Raw genomic sequence first — 13,068 nt, 5'->3', positions numbered from 1 at the left:
CCTATCACCTAAAACCAATTACCTAATATTAATATTTTGCTGAAATCTCTTTAGCTGCTGCTCCTAAAACGTCTGTAATTTCATCTGTGAATTTACCCGCTTTTAAAGCATCTAATGTTGGTCTGTGTTTTGCATTAAGATATTCGATAAAATCTCTTTCGAATTCTTTTACTTTTTCAACAGGAACATCTTTTAATAAGTTTTTAGAACCAGCATAGATAATTGCAACTTGATCTTCAACAGTATATGGGTCATTTACTGCTTGTTTTAAGATCTCAACGTTGCGTTTACCTTTTTCAATTACGTTTTTAGTTACTGCATCTAAGTCAGAACCAAATTTAGCAAAAGCTTCTAATTCTCTATATTGAGCTTGGTCTAATTTTAATGTACCAGCTACTTTTTTCATTGATTTAATTTGTGCATTACCTCCAACACGAGATACAGAAATACCAACGTTAATTGCAGGACGTACCCCTGAATTAAATAAATCTCCATCTAAGAAAATTTGTCCGTCAGTAATCGAAATTACGTTTGTTGGTATATATGCAGAAACGTCACCCGCTTGAGTTTCGATAATTGGTAAAGCTGTTAATGAACCTCCACCTTTAACGATTGGTTTCAATACGTCTGGTAAATCATTCATGTCTTTAGCAATCTCATCATTTGCGATTACTTTACAAGCTCTTTCCAATAAACGAGAGTGTAAGTAAAAAACGTCTCCAGGATAAGCCTCACGTCCTGGTGGTCTTCTTAATAAAAGAGAAACCTCACGGTAAGCTACAGCTTGTTTAGATAAATCATCATAAATGATTAATGCAGGACGACCTGTATCTCGGAAATATTCTCCAATTGCTGCTCCAGCCATAGGTGCATAAACTTGCATTGCTGCAGGATCAGAAGCGTTTGCTGCAACAATAGTTGTATAAGCCATTGCTCCTTTTTCTTCTAATGTTTTTGCGATAAGTGCAACCGTTGAAGCTTTTTGCCCAATTGCTACATATATACAATATACTGGTTGCCCAGCATCGTAAAATTCTTTTTGATTTAAGATAGTGTCAATACAAACTGTAGTTTTACCAGTTTGACGGTCACCAATTACCAATTCACGTTGTCCTCTACCCACTGGAATCATAGCATCAATTGCTTTAATACCTGTTTGTAATGGTTCAGTTACTGGTTGACGAAAAATAACTCCTGGTGCTTTTCTTTCAATTGGCAATTCATATAAAGTACCTCCGATTGGTCCTTTACCATCAATTGGGTTACCCAATGTGTCTAAAACACGACCAACAACTTCTTCACCAACTTTTAGAGATGCAATACGTTGTGTTCTTTTTACATTTGAACCTTCACGAATTCCTGTTGATGGTCCTAAAAGTACCACACCAACATTATCTTCCTCCAAGTTAAGAACGATCGCTTCTAAACCGTTATCGAATTGAACCAACTCACCATATTGTGCGTTTGATAATCCGTAAACACGTGCGATTCCATCTCCTACTTGTAGAACAGTTCCTACTTCTTCTAACGTTGCACCAGATTCAAAACCTGATAATTGTTGCTTTAATATTGCTGAAATTTCAGCTGGATTTATTTCTGCCATTTTATTTATAATTTGTACACTCTTGAGGTGTAATAAATATTAATAACTAAATTCTCTTTTTAAATTTTGCAATCTGCTTGCTACAGATGCATTGTATTGTTGATCACCCATTGTTAAAATAAATCCACCAATGATAGATTCATCTACAATGTTTTCTAAAGTAATCGTTTTGTTCGAAAACTCTTTAATTTTTGCTAATACTTTAGCTTCTAAGTCAGCTGTAATTGGAAAAGCTGTTGTAACCTTTGCAATTTCAACACCGTTTAATTCATTTACTAACACATTAAAATCTGAAGCTATTGTTGGCAATAATTCAAATCTTTTATTTGTTAAAAGTAATTGAAACAAACCTTTAGTTTCTTTTTGAGCTGAAGCAAAAATTTGTTCTAAAGAAGCGTATTTAATTTCTCCTTTAATAATAGGACTTTGTAAAAAATCTTTCAATTCTTTACTATCCTTTACAGCGTTAACTATCGAAGTCATATCGTTAGTAACGTTAACTGTATTGTTATTTGCTTGAGACATATCAAGTATCGCTTTTGCGTATCGAATAGCTGCTCTTGTACTTGCCATAATTAGTTTAATTTAGCATCACCTAACATAGTCTCAACTAATTTAGTTTGAGCTTCTTTGTTAGCTAATTCTCCTTTTAATACTTTTTCTGCAATTTCCAATGAAAGTGTACCAACTTGGTTTTTCAAATCTGCAATAGCTGCATTTTTTTCACTTGCAATAGATGCTTTTGCTTGTTCAATCATTTTTTCTGCTTGAACTTGAGCTTCTGATTTTGCATCGCTAATCATTTTTTCTTTGATTTCACGAGCTTCTTTGATCATAATGTCTCTTTCTGCTCTAGCTTCAGCTAATAATTTTTCGTTATCAGCTTTAAGGTTTTGCATGTCTTTCTTAGCATTTTCTGCTGCTAATAAAGCATTATTAATTGAATCTTCTCTACTTTTTACAGCTCCAAGAATTGGTTTCCAAGCAAGTTTTCTCATTAATAAGAAGAAAACAATAAAAATTAGACTTGTCCAAAATATTAAACTTTCTGGTGAAGTTAAATTCATAATATATATATTTTACTTTTTGTTTCTTTTTTAAAAAAATCTTCTCACAACCAACCGTTGTGAGAAGATAATTAATTACTTAGCGATTAAAGCAACTACTACAGCGAAAAGTGCAACACCTTCGATAAGAGCAGCAGCAATAATCATTGCTGTTTGAATTTTTCCAGCAACTTCTGGTTGTCTTGCCATAGCATCCATAGCAGATCCACCAATTTTTCCAATCCCGATTCCTGCTCCAATAACAGCTAATCCAGCACCGATTCCAGCTAATACCATAATAAAATATTTATTTAGTTAATAATTAATAAAACTCAATTTAGTGATGATCATGTTCTGCAACTGCCTGACCAATAAACAGTGCTGATAACAAAGTAAACACGTATGCTTGCAAAGCTGCTACCAACATTTCTAAAACACTCATAAATAATACAAAGGCACCAGAAACTGGCGAAATCCATACTGTTTGAAATATGTATATTAAAGAAATTAAACTTAAAATAATAATATGACCTGCAGTAATGTTAGCGAATAAACGAATCATTAATGCAAAAGGTTTTGTAAACATTCCAATAATTTCTACTGGTATCATAATAGGTGATAACCACAATGGAACACCTGGTGTGTTAAAAATATGTCCCCAATAATCTTTGTTAGCATTTACTGTTGTGATTATAAATGTTATCAAAGATAAGACAAATGTAAAATATATATTTCCTGTTAAGTTTGAACTAAATGGGAAAAAAGGAATAAGTCCAAAAACGTTATTTAACCATATAAAGAAAAATATAGTTAATAAATAAGGCATGAATTTAGCGTATTTTTTTTCACCAATATTTGGACGTGCAATATCATCTCTCACAAAAACAATTAATGGTTCCATGAAACCAGCCAATCCTTTTGGCGCCATTTTATTTTTAGTGTATGAACGAGCTACTGCAAAAAATATTAAAAACAAAACTATTACTGAAAGTAACATTGAAAACACATGTTTTGTAATTGAAAAATTTAAAGGTCTTGCACTAAAGTTAAAAGCACTTTTGTCATCATCGCTTAAATTTTCGAATATGTCTGCGTAGTATATAACTTCTTGGAATTTTACGAATTTTTCACCGTTTTTTTCAACAACATGATGTCCTTCGTTATCATGATGAAATTCGGATGAACTAAAAGTAACCAAACCATTATTTGACCATAATATAATAGGCAATGCTAATGAAATTGGATGCCCATTCCAATCAGCAATGTGGAAATCATGAGAATCACCAATATGAGAATTTATTAATTCAGTGGCATTAAATTCTTTCCCTTCTTCTTCACCATGTCCAGCTATACTGTTAGTTGAAACCAATAACAAAGCTGTCAATAAAACTATGTTCAATACTTTTCCAAAAATCTTCATAACTATATTTAGATAAAACAGTGTTTTAATTTTTTTGCAAAAGTACATTATTAATTAAAATAATAAAAGTTATTGCTGTAAATTTTATATTTTTTGTCTTTTACTCTTTTTTGTTTAATAATTTTATCAAAAAAACACTTTCAATTATCAAAAATATAAAGTAACAAAAGAAAAAACTTAAGGTGTCAGGAATCTTATTATCGAAGTCAGATTTTATCAAAGGCATTAAAAAAGAGACCGATAGTGCCATCTTAATTATTCCAATTCCTAAAAAAGTATATCCAACGTAATCACTAAATTTGTCATGTATGAAATATAGTATTCCTAGTCCTACAAACGACAATGTGAAATTGAAAAAATAAATATTTTGAATAGGAATAAATACCTCTATATTTCTAATTAAAAAATAATGTATTGAACCTATAATTAGTGAAATAATCAATAAATAGGCTACTGAAATCAAAAACTTTTTAATCATTATCTATGGCTTGAATTTTTTTTAAATTTCTAAAAACACTATACAACGAAATAAAAATAGCAATTAATGAGAATAGTATTATAAACAAAGGGCTAAAATTAAATTTTGCATCAAGATAATTTCCAAAAAAAACTCCTGCAAAAATAATTATTCCCATTTGAAAAGGAATGTTTAAAAAAATCAACCACTTATTATGCGGTTTTTTCTTCTTGTTTTGATTCATTTTTTGCTTCATTGATGTTTTTAATTGAACCTTTCATGCTGCAAGTTGCTGTAAAACTTGCTCCAGGTTCAACGCCTAGTTTTCCAACTATAACATCTCCTTTAATATTTGATTTAGATTTCACGTTTAGTAGCTCAATAGCTTCAAGTTTTCCAAGGAATTTGCCTTCAACATCTATGTTAAGGCACTTTACATTTCCTTCCACAAAACCCGTTGGACCGATAACTAATTTACCTTTTAAAGTAATGTTTCCTATTAAAGTTCCGTCAATTCTTACATCAGAATCAGAAACTAAGTCTCCGTTTAATTGTGTTCCTTCTGCAATTCTATTCATTTTGCCAAAAAGGCCTTCTGCTGGTTTTGTTTTTTTATCGAACATGTTTTTTATTTTAGTAAGGATAAATAAATATCCCAATTTTTCTTAATTTGAACAACCATATAATTGTCTGATGAAATTACATAAGCTTCATCATTTACTTTGTAATCTTTGTAGTCTTTTAGTAAAAAAAGCGTTGATTTTGCTGATTCTTTTGATTGAAAACCATGTACTACAATAAAGTTTGCTGAATCATTATATAAATCATTTGATCTTTTTACTAAAACATCACTTCTATCTTTTATAAACTTATCTAGCTTTACATACAACGCTTCAATTTCTGAAGTTGACATGTGATTTTTTGGAAAAACTATCTTCCATGATCCATTTGTGTCCTCTTTAAATTCTAGTTTTTCAAGATTAGGAATGTTTTTAGACAAAATACTTTCTGCTTGTTTTCCTTCTTTTGCATTTGGGTAATTTAAAGCTACAAAATTCAATGTCTTTTTATAGTCTTCTAATCCTTTTAATCGTGCTGAAATTTGGGCTTTTAATAATTCGAATTTGGGCGCAATTTCGTCTCCAGTATATAAATCAATATATTCGTTGACTTTTACATAAGACTCTCTTATTTCTCCTTTTTCAAAATCTTTATATAATTTAGCATAAACAGCTTCTGGTGACTGATTATCTTCATTTTCTTGATTTGGATTTAGAAGTATTTGAGCATATCTACTTTCTGGATATTCTGAAATAATTTGTTGTTTAACTTCATTTGCTTTTGGACTTCCAATGATTTCATATATTTTAAACAAATTATATTTTGAAGGCAAAATAAATCGATCTTCTGGTTTATTGTCTAATAATTTTACAAATTTAGAAGCTGCTAATTTATACTCTTTAAATTTTTCTTTGTAAATATTTCCTAATTGGTAATCGGCAAAATCTCTGTCTTTTTTTAAACTGTCTAATACTTTTAAATCTGAAGGCAATTGACTTGTATAATACTCCACTTTGTAGGCTGGGTTATCTATAACTTTTTCTTCTTTTTCCTCAACTGCATCTTTGTTGTTCTCTTTAGCGTTGGATTTGTTACTAGAAAGTTTACTAAAACGCCAATTGTCTTTTAATTCTCTTTTGCCCCATTTTTTTCTGAATTCAGATTTTCCAAAAGCTAAATTCGTTGGGTTATAAAAATAAAAACTACTTGTTTGTGCGTCGTTTCCGCCAATTGATGGTGGCGCAAATTTAGATTTACTTGCCTGATTTACATCTTCACCTGCAAGAGATTGATTATTATTTCCTATTACTGCAGCACCATTTGATTTGTTTTCTTCTATTATAGCTAATCTGTCTAATTCTTTTTGTTTAATTAAATCTTGTGCTTTAAGTTTTTCTATGTGTTTTGAATAATATTCGTTTTTAGCCTCATCAGAAAGTCCAACTACATATAAAATACTATCATTAGATTTTGAAATAGCTTCATATTTAATTACATCATCTAAATTTTGTCTCTTTTTAGCAATAGCTCTATATTCTCTAGTTCTGTCGTTTAACTTTGTTAACGTACTGTCATAATATTTACCTGCTTTAAGATATTCTGCATTATAAAAATTAATTTCAGCAATGTTTCTATAATTTGAAGCTGTTAAATATTTATCAGCTGTTTGTTTTTTTAGTGAGTTGTTATAGTAAGTTACGGCTTGTTTGTCATTACTTTGTTTGTCATAAAACAAAGCAACTTGGTGATTAATGACGTCCAAAAAAGGTCTGTTTTCTCTATCTTCAAGAAGTTTGTTGAATTTTTCTAGAAAAACTAAAGTATCTCCTTTTTCGTAATCAAATTGTTGTGCTAGTTTAGCATGTGACTGAATAGTGTATTTTCTTGGAGACTTTCGCTTCATTGCAATAACTTCATTATAAGCCATTGCAGCACTATCTGAATGCTTTAAACCTTCATAAAGTTGACCTATAATAAAAGTATATCTTGCTTTTTGATCGTTAATTTTTGTTTTTTGTTTAGCGATTTTAAGAACCGCAAGAGCAGTATCTTTTACACCTAAATTCATATAAGCTTGTGCTAACATTGCTGAAGCATTTGCTAAATCTTGCCCTTCAATTTTTTTGTCTTTTAGAAGTCTTTTTAAATTATCGGCAGCAACTTGATCATTGTCTAATCTAATATTGATTTTTTCTCTCCAAACTTTTGCTTCATAAATTTTATCACTGTTTGGATATTTGTATAAAACATAGTTAAACGCTTCTAAGGCCGGAATAAATCTATTGTCAAAATAACGTGCTTTTCCAAGTAAGATGTATGCTTCATCCATTTGAGAATTCTTTTCAGAACCACCAATATTCATGGAGTGTTTTTGAATAGCTTTGATGGCTTTATCTTCTGCACGTTCAAAATTTGGGTTTTTTTCTTCACCAGGAAGCATTTCTTCCTCATCTTCCTGCATATATTCAACAGGTAAAACATCCCAAAAATCATCTTGATAGGTTGTGCCTAAGTCTTTTAAACCAGTTTCCAAAGCAACATCACCATTATATAGAATGTTATATTTGGCAGTTTTGGCATTAAAAGTTCTATTTACAAATCTGTCTTTCTTGGTTGAACAAGAGATGATTAGAAGTATAATTGCAACTATACCAAAATATTTATATGTATTAATTTTCAAAGTAAAATAGTTTATAATTCATAACTGAAAATTTCAGTTTTTAGTATATGAACTCGTAAAAATACGTTTTTTTTAGAAGTATGAAAATATTTCTGTCTATTTGGGTTAAACCCGATGAAAATTTAACTTTTGACTTAAGCCGAAAAGAAGGTTTCTAATTCTTTTAAAGTTTCTGTAGTTGGTACTAAATCCTTAACCACATTTCCTTTTTCTAAAACTACAATTCTGTCTGAAACTTCCACTGTATGTTGTAAATCGTGACTTGAAACTAAAACAGTAGTTTTTTTGTCTTCAGCTAAAGCTTTGATAATTTTCTTTAATCTAATTTGTGTTGTTGGATCAAGATTTGCAAAAGGTTCGTCTAAAATTACAACTTCAGGATTTCCAATTAAAGCCCCTACAATTCCGGCTTTTTTTGCGTTTCCTTTAGATAAATCTCTAAGATATTTTTTGTTGTTTAAGATTTCACCATTAAAAAAGTCTACATAATCTTTTAGAAATGCATCAACATCTGCTTTATTCCAACCACGAAGTTCTCCAATGAAATAGAAATATTCTTCTGGTGTAAGGTAGCCAATTAGAAAGCTTTCGTCAATAAATGAAGATGTAAATTTTTTCCATTCTTCACTAGTGTTTATTTGAATATTGTTTGAGGTTATTCTTCCTGTTGTTGGTCTAATTAGATCTAATAGTAAACTGAAAAAAGTTGTTTTTCCAGCACCATTGTTTCCCACTAATCCAAAGCTTTGTCCTTGTGGAATATCTAATTGATCAATTTGTAAAACCGTTGTGCCGTTATATGTTTTTTTAAGATCTGAAACGTGTATCATGAATTAGTAATTAGTCGTTAGTAAATAGTGATTAGTTAAAAATTATTAGCTTTTTTGTTTGTATGCCTCTAAGGTTGCATATTTTTCTTTTTTGTAAATGCCTTCAATCATTTTAAATACTTTGTTTTTAAAGGCAAAACCAATTATTCCGGCTAAAACAATAAAAACATATCCATAAATTGGACTTAATAAAAAATGCCCTAAACTATATAATGCAATTGGCAATAATAATTTTGGTAAAGAAATAAGCATTGTTTTAACATTAAATGCTTTTTTGTCTCCAAACGCACCTTTAGCAGATGATAAATCAATAGGCGTTTTTATAAATGCACCACCTAATAATATTAAATGTGAATTAATTCCCATGTTGAAAATGGCACAAGCAACGATTGCTAAATAAGCTTCCCAACCAAAATATAGATAAAATGAAGCTAATAAAGTTGAAACAATAGTTGCAATAATAATCAACCACCATTTTGAAGACAAATAATCTTTATATGTAATGTTTTGAGTCATCATTAATGGATAATAAGAACTATCCCAACTTGGTACAAATTGTCCAAAGGTGAATAAAAATCCTCCTGAAACAAAAATTCCTGCAAACACTTTCATGAAAGGATTGTCATACGTTTCAACAGCACCAGTAAAAAATAAAAATCCGTAAAAAAGAAAAATAAAACTCATTAAAACCGAAGTTTTGGCTCTTTTGTTTCTTTTAATTAATCGGATATCATTTTTTATAAATATTGAAACGCTTCCTAATTTATCTAACCAAGAATAATTTTCAGTTGTTGCGTTAGATTCTTTTAAGGCTAACCCTGCATCTAAATATAAATTAGATTTAAAAAATTTGAAGGTGAAATAATACAACCCAACCACTACTAGAAGTGGAATTAACACAAAGTAACTCAAGTTATAAAATCCTTCAAAAAATGAATTGGTGTAATTGGTTATGTCGAAAACATTATAATATTGTAACAATCCAAAAGCTGCAAAAATTCCAATTACAGTATAAAACACAATGTCTTTTTTATCGATTAGAATGGCAATAAAATTATTTGCGTAGATAAAAAACAACATGCTTAAACCCCAAAAAATCGCATTTATGGGATTAAATCCTTCTTTGATTAAAACTAATGTGAATGGAATAAAAAAGAACCAGTGCAGAAAATTAAAAAAAGATAATACTGTCTTGCCCAAAGTATAATGAACAATATTATTTTTCTTAATATTTTGGTTTAAAAAAGGTCTAATCGTTAATGTTGGCATTTTCTGTAGAAAAAACCGAAAAAGTAAATCGAACACCAAATAATAAATAATGAATTTATTTACTGTTGGAAAAGGATCTAAACCAGCTTTTTCAAGCAAAAAATAAGAGCCTATTCCTAAGCCAATAAACATAACCATAAAATATAAAGCTCCAAAAGCCATTAGAATCTTTAAAGCCAAGTTGGTAGAAAATGAAGCTGATCTAATAAAAGATTTCCATTCTAATTGAATAAATTGTTTTATCATGGTTTTGTTTAATTAGTTTGTGGTTGATAATTGGTAGTTCAATTTAACTATTTGTTACAAAGTGTTTGCGAATTCATATTCTGGATAAGTTTCTTTAAGGTATTGTTCTGCTTTTGAGGGAATTTGAAACAAAATAATATATTCGACTAATAACATACTTATAATTAATATACTTATAAATAATATTCCTAATTCTGTTTGAATAATCTTATCCGTATTCAATAAAAATTGAATGGGTAAATAAAACATCCCCGCAAATGAGCTATAATTAAAAATAATTTCTTTGAACAACCATTTTTTACCAGTGATTATGTTGTGTTTTTTATTCTTGATTTTCCTGAAAACAATTATCCCTAAAAATGAAAAAACACAAAAACTGAATGAAATTAATAAAATTTCACTTTGATAAAAGTTTAAGTTTAATACATAAAATAACAATCCAATAAATGTAAGTGAAGCAAATATTTTCGGAATCGTAAAAAATTCTTTAAAATGATTCCACACAATTTTATTATACTTTTTATTTAAAGAAGCTTGACGTTTTTCTACAACATCCATAAAACCAAAAACACCAAACTTTTTAAATTCTATTTGTAAAGCATCTTCAAAAGAAAGTTTTGGGTTTTGTTGCCATTGTTCCTCAATTGCATTGGCTAAATGATCAACTAATTCGGTTTGTAAATCATACCATTCTACATAATGTTTTTGTGTGAATTGGTATAGATTTTCTATTTGAGGTTGGGCTAATTTCATTTTGCTTAAATGCTTTTTTGATACTTATTAAACTTAACAACAGTTTTAAAATAGAAAATGAAAAATGAAAAGCTTAAAAATAAAATAACGCTAACAGTATAAATATTTCCTTTAAAGCTTCCAAAAAAACCTTCCGCAAAACCATTAATAAATATATTTATAAAATAAATAGCATTTAATATTAGTCCAAATTTCTCTAAAACATAATATCTTTTTCTTGCATTAAAAAAATAGATACTTGTGCTAATCACAAAATATAAAAGCATTAAAATCCAAAACACAGAATTTAAAACAATTAAATTTTCTTGAAAAATAAAGCAAATTATAACTGTAAAAAACACAACAAACGCATTGTAGCTATTTGTCAAAGATTTTAAGAAAAGTTTTAAAACTTCAAAAGATGATTTTTTATTCATCTTAAAAATTTCATTTTTATTTACAGGCATATAAATTTTAAATGCTTCATAAAATCCAATGCTTTTTTCTGTCATTTCTCTTTCAATTCCGTTTAGAATATGATCAAGCATTTCCATTCGGATATCAAAATAAATAACATCATTTTTTTTGAGGTAATTATCTATAAAGTTTATGTTTTCTTGTGTTGGTTTCATCTTAATAACTCAATTTAGGATTAACAATAGTTTGCATGTTTTTAATGAATTCTTCTAATTCAGATAAACGATTAACCGTTTCTTTTGTGCCTTTTTCTGTTAATTTGTAGTATTTTCTTAATCTGTTATCTACTTTTTCAACTTCTACATCTAATAAATCTTCAGCTTCTAATTTATGCAACGCAGGATATAATGCTCCTTCGGTGATGTTTAATTCTCCTTTGGTGATTTCCTTTACTTTCTGAGTTATTTCATAACCATACATTCGTCCGTTTTCTTCTAACAGCTTCATAATTATGGTGTTCAAACTTCCTTTATATAGTTGTGAGTTTTTCATGGTATTGAAATTTTATAGTACAAACATACATAATATTCTTATACATTAGAATCTTATGTATTAAAAATTTCAAATTCTTTTTTCTTTTATCTTTTCTCTATATTCTTAAGAAGTAGTATTTTTGTAAAAAGAAAATCAACTATGTCAGCATTCTATAAACTAGCTATAAAAGAAATTAAAAGAGAAACTCAAAACGCTGTTTCTATTTTATTTAATATTCCATCAGAATTAAAAGAAAACTATGAATTTATTGCTGGTCAATATGTTACTTTAAAATTAACACTTGATGGACAAGAAATTCGTAGAGCTTATTCTATTTGTAGCAGCCCAAAAAGTGGTGAATTAAGAATCGCTGTAAAAGCCATAAAAAATGGCTTCTTTTCAAAATTTGCTAATGAAAGTTTAGCTGTTGGTGGTTTGTTAGAAGTTGGAACTCCTGAAGGAAAATTCACATTTGAACCAAAATTTGATAAACAAAAAAACTATGCTGCTTTTGTAGCTGGAAGTGGAATTACTCCAGTTATGTCAATACTTCAAACGGTTTTAGAAGAAGAACCAAACAGTACTTTTGTATTGGTTTATGGAAATAAAAACGAAGAAGAAACTATATTTCACCAACAATTACATGATTTACATTTAAAATATGTTGGTCGTTTGTTTGTACATTATGTATATAGTAAAATAAATGTTGATGGCGAACTTTTTGGTAGAATTGACAAAGCAAACGTAAATTTTGTTCTAAAGAACAAACATTCCCAAAAACAGTTTTCAAAATTTTATTTATGTGGTCCAGAAGACATGATTAATTTAGTTTCTGACACTTTAAAAGAAAATAATGTTTTAGAAAAAGATATTAAATTCGAACTGTTTTCAACACCAACTTCAGAAAATGATGCTGCAATTTCACTTGATGGTCATACAAAAATCACTGTTTTAGTTGATGGTGACGAAGTGACTTTTGAAATGAGTCAAAAGCAAACATTACTTGAAGCTGCTTTGAAACAAGGTTTAGATGCTCCTTATTCTTGCCAAGGTGGAATTTGCAGTAGTTGTATCGCAAAAATCACAAAAGGTTCTGCAGAAATGAAGAAAAATACCATTTTAACAGACAAAGAAATTGCAGATGGTTTAATTCTTACTTGTCAAGCTCATCCAACTTCTGCAGATGTTTTTGTAGATTATGATGATGTTTAATTAGTGATTAGTGATTAGTGATTAGTGATTAGTGATTAGTGATTAGTGATTAGTGATTAGT

General features: G+C 29.1%; 14 protein-coding genes. 1 reads left to right on the top strand and 13 read right to left on the bottom strand.

The features are described from left to right. Window positions 1-28 precede the first annotated feature (28 nt). The 13 genes from atpA to AAC008_RS02430 all read right to left on the bottom strand — a co-directional run bounded on the left by atpA (window position 29) and on the right by AAC008_RS02430 (window position 11,813). Entirely contained in the window at window positions 29-1,603 is a 1,575-nt protein-coding gene (gene atpA, locus AAC008_RS02490) for a F0F1 ATP synthase subunit alpha (protein ID WP_339887217.1), read from the bottom strand. Between the two features lie 39 nt (window positions 1,604-1,642). Then, window positions 1,643-2,176 carry an ATP synthase F1 subunit delta gene (atpH, locus tag AAC008_RS02485; protein ID WP_339887216.1) on the bottom strand — a complete coding sequence of 178 codons (534 nt, stop codon included), beginning with the start codon at window positions 2,174-2,176 and terminating at the stop codon, window positions 1,643-1,645. Between the two features lie 2 nt (window positions 2,177-2,178). After that, window positions 2,179-2,670: a F0F1 ATP synthase subunit B gene (locus AAC008_RS02480; RefSeq protein WP_339887215.1), complete on the bottom strand. Its 492-nt coding sequence runs from the start codon at window positions 2,668-2,670 to the stop codon at window positions 2,179-2,181. A 75-nt stretch (window positions 2,671-2,745) separates the two neighbouring features. Beyond that, window positions 2,746-2,946, bottom strand: coding sequence for an ATP synthase F0 subunit C (gene atpE / locus AAC008_RS02475; protein WP_026717725.1), 201 nt, complete (start codon window positions 2,944-2,946; stop codon window positions 2,746-2,748). Window positions 2,947-2,986: 40 nt separating this feature from the next. Further along, window positions 2,987-4,069: a F0F1 ATP synthase subunit A gene (atpB, locus tag AAC008_RS02470; protein WP_339887213.1), complete on the bottom strand. Its 1,083-nt coding sequence runs from the start codon at window positions 4,067-4,069 to the stop codon at window positions 2,987-2,989. Window positions 4,070-4,539: 470 nt separating this feature from the next. Beyond that, window positions 4,540-4,770 (bottom strand): AtpZ/AtpI family protein, encoded by a 231-nt coding sequence (locus tag AAC008_RS02465; RefSeq protein WP_339887212.1) that lies wholly within the window; start codon window positions 4,768-4,770, stop codon window positions 4,540-4,542. After that, the gene (locus AAC008_RS02460) at window positions 4,739-5,149 is read right to left on the bottom strand and encodes a polymer-forming cytoskeletal protein (protein ID WP_339887211.1); all 411 of its coding nucleotides are present in this window, start codon (window positions 5,147-5,149) and stop codon (window positions 4,739-4,741) included. Before AAC008_RS02460 ends, AAC008_RS02465 begins: the two co-directional genes overlap by 32 nt. Window positions 5,150-5,154: 5 nt before the next feature. Further along, window positions 5,155-7,767, bottom strand: a complete 2,613-nt coding sequence (locus AAC008_RS02455; RefSeq protein ID WP_339887210.1) for a gliding motility protein — start codon at window positions 7,765-7,767, stop codon at window positions 5,155-5,157. 134 nt (window positions 7,768-7,901) lie between these two features. Continuing rightward, on the bottom strand, window positions 7,902-8,597 hold the full coding sequence (locus AAC008_RS02450) for an ABC transporter ATP-binding protein (RefSeq protein WP_339887209.1): 696 nt from the start codon (window positions 8,595-8,597) through the stop codon (window positions 7,902-7,904). A 45-nt stretch (window positions 8,598-8,642) separates the two neighbouring features. Further along, window positions 8,643-10,112 carry a DUF5687 family protein gene (locus AAC008_RS02445; protein WP_339887208.1) on the bottom strand — a complete coding sequence of 490 codons (1,470 nt, stop codon included), beginning with the start codon at window positions 10,110-10,112 and terminating at the stop codon, window positions 8,643-8,645. Window positions 10,113-10,166: 54 nt separating this feature from the next. After that, on the bottom strand, window positions 10,167-10,865 hold the full coding sequence (locus AAC008_RS02440; protein ID WP_339887207.1) for a hypothetical protein: 699 nt from the start codon (window positions 10,863-10,865) through the stop codon (window positions 10,167-10,169). A 5-nt stretch (window positions 10,866-10,870) separates the two neighbouring features. Then, window positions 10,871-11,476, bottom strand: coding sequence for a hypothetical protein (locus AAC008_RS02435; protein WP_339887205.1), 606 nt, complete (start codon window positions 11,474-11,476; stop codon window positions 10,871-10,873). A gap of 1 nt (window position 11,477) precedes the next feature. Further along, window positions 11,478-11,813 carry a helix-turn-helix transcriptional regulator gene (locus tag AAC008_RS02430; protein ID WP_338376098.1) on the bottom strand — a complete coding sequence of 112 codons (336 nt, stop codon included), beginning with the start codon at window positions 11,811-11,813 and terminating at the stop codon, window positions 11,478-11,480. A 141-nt stretch (window positions 11,814-11,954) separates the two neighbouring features. Between AAC008_RS02430 and AAC008_RS02425 the strand changes: the two genes are divergently transcribed. Continuing rightward, window positions 11,955-13,007: a ferredoxin--NADP reductase gene (locus AAC008_RS02425; protein ID WP_339887204.1), complete on the top strand. Its 1,053-nt coding sequence runs from the start codon at window positions 11,955-11,957 to the stop codon at window positions 13,005-13,007. Window positions 13,008-13,068 lie beyond the last annotated feature (61 nt).

Source organism: uncultured Flavobacterium sp., assembly GCF_963975515.1.
Classification (GTDB): Bacteria; Bacteroidota; Bacteroidia; order Flavobacteriales; family Flavobacteriaceae; genus Flavobacterium.
Note: the sequence above shows the minus strand (reverse complement) of the source record. Positions and strands in the feature narration are given on the sequence as shown.

Excerpts from the sequence above, each read along its gene's own strand:
- AAC008_RS02435 (WP_339887205.1), bottom strand. The coding sequence starts at position 11,476 with ATGAAACCAACACAAGAAAACATAAACTTTATAGATAATTACCTCAAA.
- AAC008_RS02460 (WP_339887211.1), bottom strand. The coding sequence starts at position 5,149 with ATGTTCGATAAAAAAACAAAACCAGCAGAAGGCCTTTTTGGCAAAATG.
- AAC008_RS02425 (WP_339887204.1), top strand. The coding sequence starts at position 11,955 with ATGTCAGCATTCTATAAACTAGCTATAAAAGAAATTAAAAGAGAAACT.
- atpH (WP_339887216.1), bottom strand. The coding sequence starts at position 2,176 with ATGGCAAGTACAAGAGCAGCTATTCGATACGCAAAAGCGATACTTGAT.
- atpB (WP_339887213.1), bottom strand. The coding sequence starts at position 4,069 with ATGAAGATTTTTGGAAAAGTATTGAACATAGTTTTATTGACAGCTTTG.
- AAC008_RS02450 (WP_339887209.1), bottom strand. The coding sequence starts at position 8,597 with ATGATACACGTTTCAGATCTTAAAAAAACATATAACGGCACAACGGTT.
- AAC008_RS02480 (WP_339887215.1), bottom strand. The coding sequence starts at position 2,670 with ATGAATTTAACTTCACCAGAAAGTTTAATATTTTGGACAAGTCTAATT.
- AAC008_RS02440 (WP_339887207.1), bottom strand. The coding sequence starts at position 10,865 with ATGAAATTAGCCCAACCTCAAATAGAAAATCTATACCAATTCACACAA.
- AAC008_RS02430 (WP_338376098.1), bottom strand. The coding sequence starts at position 11,813 with ATGAAAAACTCACAACTATATAAAGGAAGTTTGAACACCATAATTATG.
- atpE (WP_026717725.1), bottom strand. The coding sequence starts at position 2,946 with ATGGTATTAGCTGGAATCGGTGCTGGATTAGCTGTTATTGGAGCAGGA.
- AAC008_RS02465 (WP_339887212.1), bottom strand. The coding sequence starts at position 4,770 with ATGAATCAAAACAAGAAGAAAAAACCGCATAATAAGTGGTTGATTTTT.
- AAC008_RS02445 (WP_339887208.1), bottom strand. The coding sequence starts at position 10,112 with ATGATAAAACAATTTATTCAATTAGAATGGAAATCTTTTATTAGATCA.
- atpA (WP_339887217.1), bottom strand. The coding sequence starts at position 1,603 with ATGGCAGAAATAAATCCAGCTGAAATTTCAGCAATATTAAAGCAACAA.